Consider the following 14897-nt stretch of genomic DNA (forward strand, 5'->3'; position numbering starts at 1 on the left):
CGCGCCGTTCTGCTGCGCAGCCGCGGAGCGCCGCCGCTGCGCGGCGTGAGGCAGTTGCGGTCCTGCGGACCGCTTGTGTAACGCCGCTGCGCGGCGTTACACAATGGCGCGCAGCGCGCGCCTTAGCTGGCTAGAAGGTAGGCACGGCTTGCCGGATCTTACTGACTGCCCGTCAGTTGGCTGGTGTGAAAGGGGAATTATCGATCCGCTTTTCACCGGGCATTTCCAGCTCTAGAGTGTGAATCCAATATGCGCGACTTCGTAGTACAGTTCTGGTGGAGAGTCAATTTCACTGGCGTAGTCCATCCAGGCTGTATCAAGGATAGTTTCATCGCCGGTTGACCACGCGTCAATCAAGTTATCCCAGCTGCGTTGGCCGGGGCGGATTTCGCGTTCGCTGGCTTCTTTTTGTGCGCCCTGGGCCTGCTCGCGGACATCCCTCCAGTCGACGGGGGTGATACTCATCCGTTTGCCGTGGGCACGCTCCTTGAGTTGAGGCGCGACGGCTTCACGGACACTGGGCGGTGGGGTCCGTCCGGTTCGTTTCCAGTTGGTGGCACGGAGCTGCCAGTAGGCGTGGTTGATGCGTTGCTGGCTGGCGGGGCTGGGCGTGCGGGTCTTCCAGCCTCGGCGGGTGCGTGCGGGGATGCCGGCGCGGTCCATGGCCTCGCGTCCGCCCTTGCGGCTGTTGAGGTACTCCAGTTGGGCTTGGACGCCCTCTGCTGAGGCGTCTGCGGGTGGTGTGACGTCTCTGTTTTCCATCAAGTCGAGGAGTTCGGTGCTGAGTTGTTCACCGAAGGTGGTGCCGCCGCTGTCGGGTCCGCGGCCCCAGGTTCCCAGAGGTCCTCCGGTGTGTGGCTGGCGGGGCCGGCTAGGCGTCACTTCTCACCCTTTCGTGAGATCTTCTTGATCTTGATCTGATTCAGGGCGCGTCCTTCCGTGAACAGCGGCTTGCCGTTCCAGAGAGCGGCCCACACATCACCTTCAAGGTGGAGTTCGTCCGTACCGCCGACCTGAACAACTGTCAGTCCTGCCTGGTGTGCACGGATTGCCTTTCGCCGCAGGTTTGAGAATGCCTGACCGCGGATGATGTGTTGCCATTCAGGACGCCGAAGTTCGTGGTTCTTACGACTGTCCCCCATGGTAGAGACCAACTTGGCATACATTGTAGCAATGTATGCCTTGGTCAGTTCATCATCTTCGTAAATAGCGTGCATGCGAGCCTCGTTGAGGACATGTACAAGCGTTTTGAAAAGGGATGCGCTTCCCTTTGCGACGTAAGCCTCCCGGATGGTCGGCGGTGTGCACAATTCTCCGTACGAGGGTGAAGCGAAGTCTTTCAGGCTGAGCAGCACGGATGTGGGCACCCAAAGCGTGCCTGATGTCTCGCGGTCGTCGCCGAGGGGGTGAGGAAGTTCGGGGTGTTCCCAGTCGATCGGGTCGATGCGGCAGATTCCCGAAAGGTCCATCCCTTTGCCGTAGTTGGCGAGGTCATCCCATCCTTCCGGGTTGTGGGTGATCGTGCGGATCGGAAGGTGTGCCGACTGGAGCGCGGCGAGGTAGGCGGCGTTGACGTCGAGTTCGGTCACCTTGGTGCCGTCGGGCACCAAGGTGTTGGTGAACTTCGGGCGGGCCTCCCACACCTCGTCGGCATTGTCGCGGCGCTTGCGGGTCAGCGGTTCGGGCAGCTTCGGGTAGGTCGTGTGCTGATAGCTCGTCTCCACCCGTGTCGCCTCGAACAGCTCCATCACATCGGGAATCGCCGAACCACCGTCGCCAGCTAGTGCTTTCAGGGCTGCGTCGGCGTCACCAGCGTGCACTTCCAGTGCACGGGCCACCTGGTCAGAGACGAACGTGGACAGACCCGTCTTCGCGGAACTGAGACGCCGCTGCTGGCGCGCTGGCGCCGCCGCGGACGTGGCGTGTGGCTGCTCCGGCGCCGAAAAGGTGCCGGAGGGGGCTGGGCGCTGAGTGTCGGCCGTCTCCCGGGGAGACTCGGGTGGTTCGTGGTACTCCGGTGACGCGGGGGTGGCCTGTACGGGGCCAGGGGCCGGGAGGCTGTCAGCGGGATCCGTGAAGCGGGCATAGGGCAGTTCGGCACACAGCTGACTGGTGTCCTGGGGTCCGAAGTCGCGTTCGGCAACGTCGATGCGGGCACGCTCGCCGGTGCGGGTCAGGGTGAGAGTGACATCCGGGTCCAGCGCGGCCACTACCTCGGGGAGGTCGGTGTCCAGCGCGGCCAGGACCGGGATGTTCCGGGTTCTGGCCAGGTGGGCCAGGGTGCGTGTAGCGGCGGATAGTGCGGGGCCGGACAGCGGGACCGCGGGATCGTGGACGTATTGCAGACGGTCGACCACCACCAGCGCCAGGCCGGTGATTTCCAGGGCGGTTTGTGCGATGACCTCGGCGGTCAGGTCGGTGCCGTCGTCCACGTGCAGGGGCGCGCCGACGAGTCGGGCCCGTGTTTCGGCGGCGGTCTGCTCCTCCGCGGCGGTCAGGGCGCCGGTGCGTAGCCGACGGTAGTCCACGGGGGTCTCGGCGGCGATGATCCGCGCGGCGATGTCTGCCCGAGTCAGTCCTGATGCGGCGTACAGCACGGGGAGTTGTCGGGTGAGGGCGGTGTGGCGGGCGGCGGCCGCGGCGAGCAGGCTTCCGCCGGCGCCCGGGGCGGCGGCGACCAGGGTCAGTGTGCCCGGTCTGAGGCCGCCGACGGTGTGGTCGAGAGCGTGAATGCCGAACAGGACTGCGTGGCTGTCCCCGCCGGAAGCACCAGGTGTCAGGATCTCGTCCAGGACGTCGTCCAATGCCGTCAGACGGCGCGCTGCCGTTGCTCCTTCGCCTGCCGGAACGGCGGTGGGCGTGGGGGTGGTTGGGTGGGCGGGGTGAGCGGGAAGCAGGGCTGCCGCAGGCGTGCGGCGGTGCAGGAGCAGCTGCGGGGTGCCGGAGGCTGCGGCGGCCAGCAGGTCGCCCAGCTTCTTGCGCGCCGTGGTGACCGGCGTGGCAGGCAGGGCGGACATCTGGGCCTGCCAGGTGGAGTCCAGGTGGCTCAGCGGGGAGAGCACGGCGCACTTCGTACCGCGGCCGATCAGCACGGGCTGGCCTGCCGCAGCAGCATCCACCAGGTCGTACAAGGCCTTGCGTGCCTCATCGATACCCCACCGCCGCACGACGCCAGCCGTGGTGGTTGTGGTGCCTGGTGTGTCCTCGGCCATGGTTGGTCCCTTCCCTCCATACACGTAAGACACGTAAGACACGTAAGAGTTTAGCGTAAGGGTGCCATGGAGACGTCGAGGTGCGAGGCGTAAGCAAATGAAGAGACGGCGCCCCGCCCGAGGCTGGGCAGCAACTCTCGTGCAGGAGACGGGCCGGGCGCGGACGTCTCCCAGCCCGGTCCGCGCCCACGGCCGACCAGCCGCTGCTTGCTGAGCGCTGAGCGCAGGCCGTCGCCGCTCCACCGGGGGCCTCCGCGTATGGCCCCGGCTGGCTCGACGCCTCCCCCGATCAGGAGGGCAGCGACCGAAGCGACCAGAGTCCGGAGTCGGGGCCGTCGTACCGGTGTGGAGCGGTGTCCGCGAGAGTTCAGCACGCAGCGCGGCCGGGACACCCACCGTCGCCAAGCACACTCGGAGGCGCAAGTGCGAGAGCGGCGCGGGCGTCCCCTGCGCATTCTGGTAGTCCTGCCGACGTACGGGCAGGTGCCCCCACCACCGGGGCTGTCATCACGACCCGCGAATACGTTCGCGGCCTTGTCGCGGCCGGCCACTGCGTGCAGGTGGTCACCACGAGCCGTGAGCCCGGTCAGGCCCGTACCGAGGACGGCGTGAAGGTGTGCCCGCTAGCGAACTGGCGTTTCGCGGTGCAGAAGTTGAGGCCGCAGCTGCTCATCTCTCACCACTGGGACAGACGGGCCGCTCAGGTCGTCCGGCAGTCGCGCAGAGTCCCGCACCTGCTGATGGTGCACGGGATGTCCCCGAATCGGGACCTCGGGAACCCGGACCTCGCCTGGTTCCCGTCGCAAGAGTGCCAAGCCCACTATCCCAACTACCGCGGCCCCGTCCTCGTCCTGCCGCTGCCGATCGACCCGGCACCGCGGCCCGGCGAGCGTGGCGCAGAGCCAGCGCCGGAACGTCGCCGCGTCGGTCGGCGCATCTCGTACACGGGATACCCGACGGTGCCGCCGGAGCCGTCGGCCGGGTCGAGGACGCCGAGGATCCCGACCAGGCCCATACAGACCGTCCGCGTGGCCGCCCCCCGCGCGCACCGCGGCATCCCAGGAACACCGCCCCGAGCGCCAGTTACGCCTCCGCATCCGGATCTTCGCCGGCCAGACGGCCGGACAGCTCAGCCCGCAGCTCGGGCACCGGGACCTGAGCACCCAGCAAGTCTGCGAACTCCCCCAATCCCCATGTGATCAGCTGCCCGCTGCGGGTGAGGTAGAAGCCGACCCGCTCCAGATGATAGAGATCCTCGAAGTCCAGCAGCGCATACCCGGCCAACTGGTATGCCGCCGCCGGCGGGAGACGGACTGGATCCTTCAGCGCTTTGAAGTCCAGCAGCAGCCGACTGACGATGATGTCCGCGTCCGCGCCACCCACTGCGTGCGAGCCAGCGAACACGGGCCCCGAACAGCACTCCTCGGCCTTGGTTGCGGCGCGCAGTTCGCCGAGAGCATCCTGCGCGAGCTGCACCTGCACCGTGAGGTCGTCCACCATGTAATCGGGGACTTGGGCGAGCAACGCGGGCAACGTCAGCCCGGCAGCCAGACGCACAATCGCCGACCCCGGGTACAGGACACCGGAGCGGTAGACCTCCTCGAACCACACCATCGCCACGCACAGACGGGCCAGCCGCTCCTCAGCCGCGGCGGCCAGCAGCATCGGCCGGCCCCGGTCGTCGGGCCTCTCCCGCTCGAACAGGAGCCGCAGTTCACTCTCCAGGTCACGGCCGGTTGCCAGAATCGCGTCTGCGACGTCGGGGCGCCGCATACCCACACACCAGGCGGCCGCGCTCGCGACGCCCTCACCGACCGCACCGTCGATCACCTGGTGGCAGGTAAAGGCGTAGCGCAGCCGGTGGTCGATCGCCGCACCCAACGTGCCCCATGCCGGCCGTACCCTGGGCGGCGGCGTCGGCAACGACACTGGCCGCCGCGCGGCGCGGGCTGTGGCGCGGTAGGCGTCCATCGCCGCACGCGGACGCGGCAGATGCACAGCAGTGAAACGGGTGAACGGGCTGTCGGACGAGTCGATCTGGGACGTCAAGGACAATCCATGGCTCCTCTCTCCAAGCGCGGACCGGCCGCGCGATAGCCACACACATCGATCCCATCGTCTCGGTCCTACAGGTCAGACGTGGACGCTTTGCCAAGTCCCGGCCTGCACTGAAGAGTTACGCACTACCTGGCTGGGGGCGGACAGCCGCCGTGAGCCCGACCGCACGCGTGCCACGGAGGTACCGTCAGTCCGGGGGTTGCCACATCCGCAAGCTCGCCTGCTCACGTCTTGGCCCCGTGGCAGCCGATCGCCATGCGTTCGTCGCCGACGATGTTCTCGCGGCCGCCGGCTCCATGGGCGACATCAGCCCCTAGCCGATCTAGTGTGAACGTCACTCACCTGCCTGCCTTCGGCGGGCCCCCAGGCTGGCCCAGCACCTGGCGCAGTACAGCGTCGTGCTCCTGGAAGACCACCCGCCCGCCTGCCCTCAAGGCGTCCCACACGGTCACCTCTCCTATCTCAGGAGCCGGCCCCAGAGGGACTGCTGAGGGCTCAGGGCCCGCGTGCTGCACCGTCGATGCGTCCATCGCAACCAGCTCGGCTCCGTAGGTGCGTGCAACGTACTCAGCGATCCGCAGACCACTCCCGTCCAGGTCACCGCTGTATCTCAGGTGGATCCCCTGGTCGACCGCGAGCTGCAGGAGGGTGTGGTCAACGCTGCTGAGCTGCCCGCTGGTGCACGCCAGCGGGCCCGGGCTGTCGCAGGCCATGGCCGCTTCGAGAACCGAGGGGTTCTCGACCACGGTGAGCACCTGGGGAGCGAGCGTCGGCGGGGTGCGGGTCAGGTCGAGCAGGGTCAGCGCCACCGGTGTGGCCGCCTCCCGTAGCCGCCGGTCCACCGGCCCGTCGCCCACCGCCTGCACCTGGTACAGCAGGACGGTGGCCGACAGCCGGTCGGCGATCACTCCGTAGCCGGCGAGCAGCGCCCGGACCAGGTCCGGGCGGCTCGGCTCGGGGCGCTCTGCCAGTTCGGCGATTGCGGCGACCAGTCGGGTGCCGGCGGTGGTGTCCAGGTCGAAGTAGTGAGGGTCGCCCGCGCAGTCGTGCGAGAGCTTCGCCAGAGAGACCGCGGGGCTGTGCGGCAGTTGTGAGGTCGCGGCGGCCAGGGCGTCGACGAGGCGGCGTATCGCGGCCACGTCGTCATCCGCGACGCCGGCCGCGCGCATCCGCGCCACCAGGATGGGCAGGCGCGGCAGGGCTCCGGCTGCGTGGTCCCACAGTTCCTGGCGCAGCGTTGCGGCCGTGCGCCGGTTCGCTGCTCGGTCCACTACTGGACGGCCGACGGCGCGTTCCACTAGGGGTGGCAGGTGCTCGGCGGTCAGGCCGAGGACGGTCAGCAGTTCGCGGAGCGGCACGCGGACGCCGGTCGCGCTGACGGCGACGGCTGAGCGGACGCTGCGGCGGCGGGCGGTGGTGTCCAGCCAGGAGCGCAGGGTGGCTGTCCCCGCAGGGGGCAAGTCGGGTACCCGTACGGCGGCGATCGTCTCGGGGGCCTGGCCGGAGCACAGTCGGTCATGGATGGCCGTCCACAGGGGGGCCAAGTCAGGGTCGTCGGCGATCAGGTCGAGGTCCACGCTCACGTGTGCTCCTCGCGATGGGCATGGTCCAGGGCCATGTCGAGGGTTAGGGGCTGTGGTTCGCCGTGGCCTTGCCACAGCCAGGGCACTGTGACCCGGTGCCGTCCGGCGGTGACTACTTGGTGGACCATGACCTGCCCGGCTTCCTGTTTGATCATGGGGGTCATGAAGGGGGCGGTGGCGAGCACGTCGAAGTCCCAGGAGCGCAGCAGTGCGAGGACTTGGCGCAGGTTGGGTTCGTCGAATGCTGCGTCGATCTCATCGACGGACAGCAGCCGGGGTCCGTGGAAGCCTCCGCCGGAGTACATCGACCATGCTGCGGCCAGCAGCGGGAGCATGGTGGCCAGTCGCCGCTCTCCGGTGGACAGCGACTCCAGCGGGTTGGAGCGGGCGGTTACCTTGCGGAATTTCTCCGTGCTGCCGTCGCCGAACGAGGCGTGGGTCAGGGAGATTTCCCAGTCGTGCCAGGCGCGGTAGTCGAAGGTGTGGGCGACACGCTCGGCCCAGGGCTCGCCGGCCTTTTCGTCCATTCGCTGACGCAGCACGGCGTACATCTGCTCGAAGACCGCGTCGGAGGGCGGTTGGGAGATGAGGTCCACCATGCGCTGGGCGTCCTCGTCTTCGCGTACCGTCCATTCGACCTGGACGCCGACGCCTGCGACGCCGGTGCGGACTTCGCTGAGGGTGGAGCGGATCTTGCGGACCAGTTCCTGGGCCGCCTCACGGCGCAGGCGCACATCGCTGCGCAGTCGGGTGAACAGGCTGGTCTTCAGGGTCTGTTTGATGTCTGCGCGCAGGTCGTCCTCGAGTTGGCCGGCGGTGGCCTCGAGGGCCTGGACGGCGGTGTGGAGGTCTTCTCCGCGGGTGGCGCCTGGATCGGCGACGACGGCGCGGCGCCAGTCGGTGTTCTCGATGCTGATCAGGGTGACCTGGCGGTCGAAGCGGGCCAGCGCGGTGTTCGCTGTGCGGGCGCTGGTCTCCAGTGCTGCCAGGGCGCGGTCGCGGGTCTGGGTGAGTGTGGCGAGGCGGTCAGCGGAGGCGGGGCGGTCGGCTAGTAGACGGCGGGCCCAGGCCAGGCCGGCGGTGAGGTGAGCGGGCCGTTTGGAGGCGTCGGTGGGCAGGTCGTCGGGCACGGTGGCGAGGTTTTCCTCAGCGAGGCGGTTGAGTTGGCGCAGGCAGGCGTCGCGGCGGCTTTCGGCGGCCTGCCGGTAGGGTGCGATGCTCTCGAGTGTCGCCTGGGCGGTGGCGGCCTGCACGGCGGCGTTGTTGCGTCGCTGGAGGAGTTGCTCGGCGTGGGTGCGGGTTTGGTTCAGCGTGGTGGCGGTGTTCGCGCGGTGTTGCCGCAGCCGCTCGTATTCGGCGCCGTGCAGGGCGCGGATCTCGGCGACGGCGGCGGCTTCTCGCTGGGCATCCCGACGGGCGGCGTCTGCCTCCTGGCGGGCGCGTTCGCAGCGGCTCGTCCATTCCTTGGCCGCACGGGCGTCGTGGCTGGCGCGCTGGAGCAGGTCGGTGGCGCGCAGCGCGGCGTGTTTCCATGCCTCGGTCTGCGAGGCGAGTTGTTCGGTCGCGCGTTGATGGCGGTCGATTGCGGCCGGCTCGGTGGGCAGGAGCGTTCCGTCGGGCAATGTAGCCCGTCGGTTGAGCGTTCGCAGGGCCGTTTTGACCGTCTCGCCGGCCGTGCGATGCCGTTCGGCGGCAGCCAGCGCCGTGCTGCGGGCGCGGGTGAGGGCGTCGCCTGCCTCGTCCTCGGCCTCCTGGGCTGTGCTAGCGGTGGCGAGGGCTGCGAGGGGGAAGGCGGCCCGTTCGGCGTCCGCCTGTTGTTGTGCGTCGGCGGCTGCAGCCCGGGCCGCCTCGCTGCGCTGTGCTGCCTGCTGCCGCTGATCGAGTGCCTGGTGTGCTTGGTCGGCTTGGGTGCCGGTGTCGGTGGCGGCCTGCTCGGCGTGACGCAGTTCTTGTTCGACAGCGGCCAGACGTGCGGTGCGGGCGACTGCGGCGGTCTGAAGCTCTGCGAGGACTTGCTGGCGCCTGTGTCCGGCATCTGCGATACGGCTGTCGGTCTGTCGTTGGACGGTCTCGGCCTCGCGCCACAGCCGGGCCACGGTCCCAGTTGCGGTCAGTAGCGCCGCCGTCTTCGGGAAGGCGTCGCGTTCGTCGGCGGCGGCCTGAATGTCCTGGCGGCGGCGGCGGACCTCCTCCCGCGCGGCGGCCAGGCGCTGCTCGGCGGCGGCCAAGTCGCCTTCGAGGGCCGCGACGCGCTCCAGCCGGGCCCGTTCGCGGGCGGTACGGCCGATGTACGCGGCTTGGTAGCCGTCGGGGGCGGCGGCGGTGAGCACGCCGGATGTCAGTCTGCCGGTGGCCAGGTCGCTGCCGGGGGCGTCGACGGGGATGGCGTGCAGGAGTCGCCGGATCCGGTCGGGGTCGATGGCCGGGTCTGGTTCGGGGTGCAGCAGGTCGGCCAGGGTGGTTCCGGCTGCGGGGTGGAGGGTGGGGGTGAGAGTGAGGTCGCCGGCCACCGCGCTGCCGTCGGGGGTGACTAGGGCGTCGAGGATGCCGGCGACCAGTAGGGCGCCTTCGAGGCGGCTAGCTTCGGTGTCGGTCAGGTGGGGGGCGAAGTCAAGCAGTGCCCACAGGGGGATGCCGTCGCCTTCCTGGCGGGTCCGCCACGGCGGGGCGGGCGGGGTGGCGGCAGCCTGGCGGCTTGCGGCCAGCTTGGCTTCGATGGCGGCGACGTCGGCGGCGGCGAGGCCGGCCTGGTGTTCGGCGGCCTCAGCGTGGTGGTGCAGGCGCGGAGCGGCTGCCGCGTGTGCGCGCTGTGCCATCAGTTCGATGTCGGCCGGGCGGAAGGTGCCCAGCCAGGTCTCGGTGTCGTCCGCGGGGCTGTTCGATGCGGGGGCCTGGGGTACCTGGATGGCCTCGGCAGACAGATGGACGAGGTCGGCTCGCCAGCGGTGCACGTCCCCCAGCCAGGTGCGGGCGGCGCGGGCGGCAGCGTCCACGCCGGCGTTCCATCGCAGCTGGGCGGCGGCGAGGTCGGCGCGCGCGGCGTCCTCGGCCTGCTGGTAGGTGGCGTGGGCTTCGTCTCGTTGCCGTTCGGCTTCCTCGGTCTCGGCGCGGGCGGTCTCCTGCGCGTCGCGGTAGGCGGCCATGGCTTCGACGGCTGTGGTCTGCGCGGCTTGGTGCACGGCGCGGGCTCGCTCCGCGGTGGCAGCTGCCTCGGTGGCCAGGGCGGCGTCGGTGGCGGCGGTCTGCTGGTGGCGGGGCAGGTCGATGCGAGCGCGGGCCGCTGCGGCAGCGGAGGCGAGCCAGGTGGTCAACTGCCCGAGGTCCACACGGCGCTCGTCGTCGGCGCAGGCGGTGAGTTCACTGGGGGCGGGTTCCAGCTGCCGGATGGCGGTTGACCATTCGGTGGTGCGGGAGGCGAGTTCGTGCTCGGTGTGTTGCCGGTGGGCGGTGGCTTCGGCGGCGAGCCGGTGGTGGGTGTCCTCGTCGTCTTCGGCTGCGCGCAGCTCTTCGGCAGCCGTGTATTCGGCTTCTTGGGCCAGCTGGTGGCGGCGCAGCGCGTCGTCCACCGCCCGTATCTGGCTGGTGCGTGCTTCGGCCCAGGCCCCAGGGGTTGCGCACAGGGGGTCGATGTCGATGGCCGTTTTGCTACCGATGTCGGCCGAAGTCAGCTGCCCGGTGGCGGCCAGCAGGCGTTCGATGGCGGCTTCGGCACCCAGCGTCGTGGCGGTGCTGCGCAGTTCATCCGCCAGGTGGACCAGATGGTGCTGGCTGGTGCGGGCAAGGTCCGCCGAGCCGTCGGCCTGCTCGGTGGCCGCCTGAGCGTCGGTGGTGGCCTGCCTGGCACGTTCGGCGGCCTCGTCGGCGGCCTTGGCCAGTTCGGCGGCCCGGATTTCCCGGTGCGGCAAGTCGGCCCCGGCGTGGCCGCGCAGCTCGCTGTCGGCTGCCTCGAGGCGGCCTTCGAGTTCGGAGATCCGGCTGAGGGTGGCCGTGTGCTCCTGATCGGCTGCCGCCTCGGCGGCCTGGGCCGCCTGGACTTGGGCGGTCGCCTCCCGTGTCCGCCGGGTCTGGTCGTCGAACTCGGTGTTGGCAGCGGTCAGCGCCGCGGCCTGGGTTTGCGCAACGGTGGTGAGGTAGCGGCGGTAGGCCCGGTCGGTGCTTTGAAGCAGCTTGGCTTCCTCGCGGGTGCGCTGCAGCTGCGTCTCCAGTTCGGCGATGCGCTCCATCGCCTCCGCGATCAGGGTGAGGCTGTCGGTGTCGAGGGCGGGCAGTGCATCGGTGAGCACTTGGCGCATGCGTGTGGGGGAGATGGCCTCGGCGGTGCGCAGACTGCGCAGGCTGCGCAGGACGGCGATGAGCGCGTCGAACTGGACTTCGTCGAGCGGGGCGAACAGGCGGGTGCGGATGGTCTGCCGATAGTCGCGCTCGTCCTCGATGATGGGCAGATGGGCCAGCGCCTTGGTGCGCAGGCTGGGTGAGGCGGTGAACAGTTCTCCGTCGCAGGCGGCCAGTTGCTCGGCCAGGTCCTCGATCCGGACCGGCTCGCGGTCGCGTTGCAGTAGCAGGTCGGCCCCGATGCGGCCGGGGGCGAGGAAGAACGCGCGGTGCAAGTGGCCGCCGGTTGCCCGCAGCCACAGTCCGGTTGTCAGGAACGTCACCTCACCGGTGTCCGGGTCGCGCAGCCCGTACTCCAGCCACCAGGCGCCGGTACGGTCCTCCCGGTCGTTGAAGTCGGTGTGGCGGTTGGTGAGCGTGCCAGCCGCTTTGCCGGACACCGACAGGGCCGTCTGGGAGGTGTCTGCGTCCAGCAGGACGGTGACCAGCATGGAGGCGGTCAGAGACTTGCCGGAGCCGTTGGGGCCGGCCAGGGTGAGCCAGCCGTCGGCGAACAGCAGGTCCTCGCTGGCCCACGCCCAGGAGTTGACGATGCCGGCGCGAGTGGGCTGCCAGCGGCCGTCGGCGCCGGGCTGGCCGAGGGGCACGGTTGTGGCCGGGTGCGCAGTGGGAGGGTCGGTGACGCTCATAGGTTAAGTTCCTGCCTGTCCTGCGTGCGGCGCGGTGAGGGCGGGGAGGGGGCGTGTTCGGCCGGCACGGAGCGGGGAGGCTGTCGCAGGTGGGTGCGCCAGAGGTAGATCCCGGGGGTGGGGTGCCAGTGGTCGGGGAGGTCGGGGTCTGCGGTGAGCAGCCCGGCTTGGATGAGTTCGGCGGTGGCGGCGCGGGCCAGGGCGGGCAGGCGCCGGTCGTAGGCGGCGGCCCAGCGGGGCAGGTCGTCGTGGTGCCGCTGGAACAGGGCGGTCACCTCGGTGATCGGAAGCGGGCCAGTGGGATCGGCGCGGCGGGGCAGCTCGGCTAGCAGGGCGAGAGCTGCCTGCCGCTCGGTGCGGCGGCCCTGAGGGAAGTCGATGCCGCTGCCCAGACCGGTCGGATCGGTGGTCTGCCACCAGTCGCGGCGGACGGTAGCGGCAAGCCCGAGACAGGCCACGACGCTCAGGGCCCGTTCACGGCCGGTGAGCGTGTGGAGGTAGGCGGTGGTCTCTGCGGCGTCGTCGTGGGGGTCGGTGGCAGGGTCGTCGACGAGTCGGCGCAGGGCCTTCAGCCGCCGCTCGTCCCGGGTCGGGGCGTCCGTTGGTTCGAGGGCGGCGGTGTGGTCCAGGAGTGACTCGGCGGACAGGGCTGCGGCGTGCTGCTGTGGGGAGAGGCCGTCCAGGCCGAGCAGGGTGGGGGAAAGCGAGGAGAACTTGGCGGCGAGACGGTCCCTGGATGCTGTGACGACCAGGTCGCTGTCTTCGTCGGTGACGGCGCGGTCGAGGTCGGCGTCCACGGTGATGGATCCTTCGGCGACCAGGAGCTTGAGGGCGTCGACTAGGTGCCGGCGGCTTTCGCGGGCTTCCTTCTTGCCGGTGCCGTCGGAGGCGACGATACGGAACTGTGGCAGCCGTCCGGTGGGGGCTTCGGCCGCGCACACCTGCGCGACGGCCTGCAGCAGCTCGCGCAGACTGACGCGCGGGCGGCGCCACAGCTGCTCGCAGACCAGGCAGACCAGTACCAGGACCTCGGTGGGGGCCATGTGCATGGCGCGGCCGTCGCGGGGAAGGTGGGGGCCGCGGTCGTCGGGTACGTCGGCGCGGCGCTTGTGGAGGCGGACCAGTGCGGCGACTTCATGGACCTCCAGGCGCCAGCCGAGTTCGGCGCGGAAGAACTGAGCAAGTGCCGCGGCGCCTTTGACGGCGGCGCGGTAGAGCTCCGGGTCGCTCTCCGCGCGCAGACGGCCGGTGGCGATGAGCCGGCGGGCTGCCTCGCCCAGGTCGGGATCGAGGAGCTGCGGCGGCGTCATGCCACGCTCCAGGTCTTCGGGACGCAGTCTGGTGGATCACTCGCGGCGGCGTGGTCGGTGGCGGTGACCCGTACCCGCAGGTCGGGTCCGGTCAGGCGGCCCTCTGCGAGAGCCACGGTCACGGTCTGTTTGGGGTCACCGCGCCGGACGTGGACCACGACGCCTGTCCCATCGGCCTCGGCCTGCCCGCGGCCGGTGGCGGGGTCGGTCTGGGCGTAGGCGACCTCGATGGCGCGGAACAGGATGACTGCCGCGTCGATGGGCAGGCCGGCGAAGTGCTCCAGCCCCACTTCTGTGTCGGTGACCAGCAACGCGGCGAAACGCCGTCGTCGTGCCGCCTCGGCTGCGGCTTCGGCCAGCGCGGCCTCCCGTTCAGCCGCGGTGTCGGGTACTTTGCGGGGCCGGCCGCTGGTTGGGCCGTGCCGCTCGTGTTCCCGCAAGGTCACCTCGACCTGGTGCCGGCCGGTGCCGGCCGCGGCGGCGGTGCCGTGGGCGACGTCTTCTTCGGCCGGGCCGATGACCGCGTGCCAGGCTGGCCAGTCGCCGAAGGCGGCGGCGTACACGCGCCGTGCGTCGGCTGGCGTGGGCTGCCGGTGGAGGCTGCAGGCGAGGGAACGGAAGTCGACACCGAGGTCGGAGCCGCGCCGCCGCGCGGCGTAGCGCCGGTCGATGGCGACCAGCAGCGTGTGCACGGCGCCGGTGGCCGAGGCGATCAGGCGATGCACGGTGCCGTCGGGGCGGAACCACGCCTGGAGGTCCCCCAGACGGCGCACCCGTTCGTCGACCCAGTGCTGCTGGTCACCGGGGTCGATCAGACCGGCGTGTGGCACGGCGGCTTCGACGATCCGGCGGGGGCCTGCCGCTTGCAGATCGCCCAGCGCGGCCTCGACCCGTCGCAGTGCCCGGCCGTACTCGCGGGGAAACTGGCGCAGCGCTTCGATGACCCGGTCGCGGTTGTCGCCAAACAGGTCGTCGTCGGTGACGTCGGACTGGACCATCTGTGCCAGGGCGGCGTAGAAGTCGGCGGTGACCCGCTGGAGTTCGTCGATGCGGGTGCGGACGTCCTCCAGGTCGACGGGAAGCAGCCCGTGGTCGGCGCTCAGGTGGTCGAGGATGCCGCGCACGGTGTGCTCGACGCTGTCCAGCAGGCGGCTGGGCAGCTGGAGCGCGCGGCGAACGTCGACGACGGCCGCTCGGACGGCGGCGACGATGCCGCGTCCCTTGCGGGTCAGCGCCCATGCCTCCTGGCGGATGATCATGCCTTGGTAGCTGCGTACTGGGGCGGCGTAGTCACGGAACGGTTCGGCGAAGCCCCACTTGGCCAGCTGGTCCAGCGCCTTGAGCAGATCCGGCTCGGGGAGCGGGTCGTGGTAGCCGATGGCCCGCAGCTGGTCGGCGATGTCCGCCAGCGTGGACATGGGGCCGCGCGTGGACAGTTCCTCCAGGGCCGCCAGCAGCGCGGTGTACCGCTCCCGGACCAGGTCATCAGGTAGCGCGAACGCCGCCCAGTCGCCGGGATGAACCTCCTGCCACCACATGCGCGGTCGACTCATCGCCCACCCCCTCGCTCCCACGGCGCCTCCACGCACAAGAACTCGTGACCGTTCTGTGGTGGCTCGCCTCGGTTCGTGCCCTGCTTGGCTGGTGTCTGCGACGGTATCCGCCGCCACTGACATTGACTGCCGGAGGAACGTGCGACAAATGTCACTGAAT

General features: G+C 70.2%; 7 protein-coding genes. All 7 read right to left on the minus strand.

Features of this window, described 5'->3' with window-relative positions:
* Positions 1–231 precede the first annotated feature (231 nt).
* Positions 232–762, minus strand: a complete 531-nt coding sequence (locus ACGF4C_RS23965) for a hypothetical protein (protein ID WP_393568862.1) — start codon at positions 760–762, stop codon at positions 232–234.
* A 116-nt stretch (positions 763–878) separates the two neighbouring features.
* Positions 879–3212 carry a DnaB-like helicase C-terminal domain-containing protein gene (locus ACGF4C_RS23970; RefSeq protein WP_393568863.1) on the minus strand — a complete coding sequence of 778 codons (2334 nt, stop codon included), beginning with the start codon at positions 3210–3212 and terminating at the stop codon, positions 879–881.
* 1083 nt (positions 3213–4295) lie between these two features.
* Positions 4296–5261: a hypothetical protein gene (locus tag ACGF4C_RS23975; protein ID WP_393568864.1), complete on the minus strand. Its 966-nt coding sequence runs from the start codon at positions 5259–5261 to the stop codon at positions 4296–4298.
* 347 nt (positions 5262–5608) lie between these two features.
* Positions 5609–6853 (minus strand): TIGR02679 domain-containing protein, encoded by a 1245-nt coding sequence (locus ACGF4C_RS23980; protein ID WP_393568865.1) that lies wholly within the window; start codon positions 6851–6853, stop codon positions 5609–5611.
* Positions 6850–11874 (minus strand): SbcC/MukB-like Walker B domain-containing protein, encoded by a 5025-nt coding sequence (locus ACGF4C_RS23985; protein WP_393568866.1) that lies wholly within the window; start codon positions 11872–11874, stop codon positions 6850–6852. Before ACGF4C_RS23985 ends, ACGF4C_RS23980 begins: the two co-directional genes overlap by 4 nt.
* Positions 11871–13184, minus strand: coding sequence for a DUF2398 family protein (locus ACGF4C_RS23990; RefSeq protein WP_393568867.1), 1314 nt, complete (start codon positions 13182–13184; stop codon positions 11871–11873). Before ACGF4C_RS23990 ends, ACGF4C_RS23985 begins: the two co-directional genes overlap by 4 nt.
* Positions 13181–14737 (minus strand): DUF2397 family protein, encoded by a 1557-nt coding sequence (locus ACGF4C_RS23995; protein ID WP_393568868.1) that lies wholly within the window; start codon positions 14735–14737, stop codon positions 13181–13183. The genes ACGF4C_RS23990 and ACGF4C_RS23995 overlap by 4 nt, the downstream gene beginning before the upstream one ends.
* Positions 14738–14897 lie beyond the last annotated feature (160 nt).

The organism is Streptomyces sp. NPDC048197, assembly GCF_043202395.1.
GTDB classification, from domain to species: Bacteria; Actinomycetota; Actinomycetes; order Streptomycetales; family Streptomycetaceae; genus Streptomyces; species Streptomyces siderophoricus.

Coding starts and splice junctions, on each gene's coding strand:
- ACGF4C_RS23990 (WP_393568867.1), bottom strand. CDS start 13,184: ATGACGCCGCCGCAGCTCCTCGATCCCGACCTGGGCGAGGCAGCCCGC.
- ACGF4C_RS23965 (WP_393568862.1), bottom strand. CDS start 762: ATGGAAAACAGAGACGTCACACCACCCGCAGACGCCTCAGCAGAGGGC.
- ACGF4C_RS23970 (WP_393568863.1), bottom strand. CDS start 3,212: ATGGCCGAGGACACACCAGGCACCACAACCACCACGGCTGGCGTCGTG.
- ACGF4C_RS23995 (WP_393568868.1), bottom strand. CDS start 14,737: ATGAGTCGACCGCGCATGTGGTGGCAGGAGGTTCATCCCGGCGACTGG.
- ACGF4C_RS23985 (WP_393568866.1), bottom strand. CDS start 11,874: ATGAGCGTCACCGACCCTCCCACTGCGCACCCGGCCACAACCGTGCCC.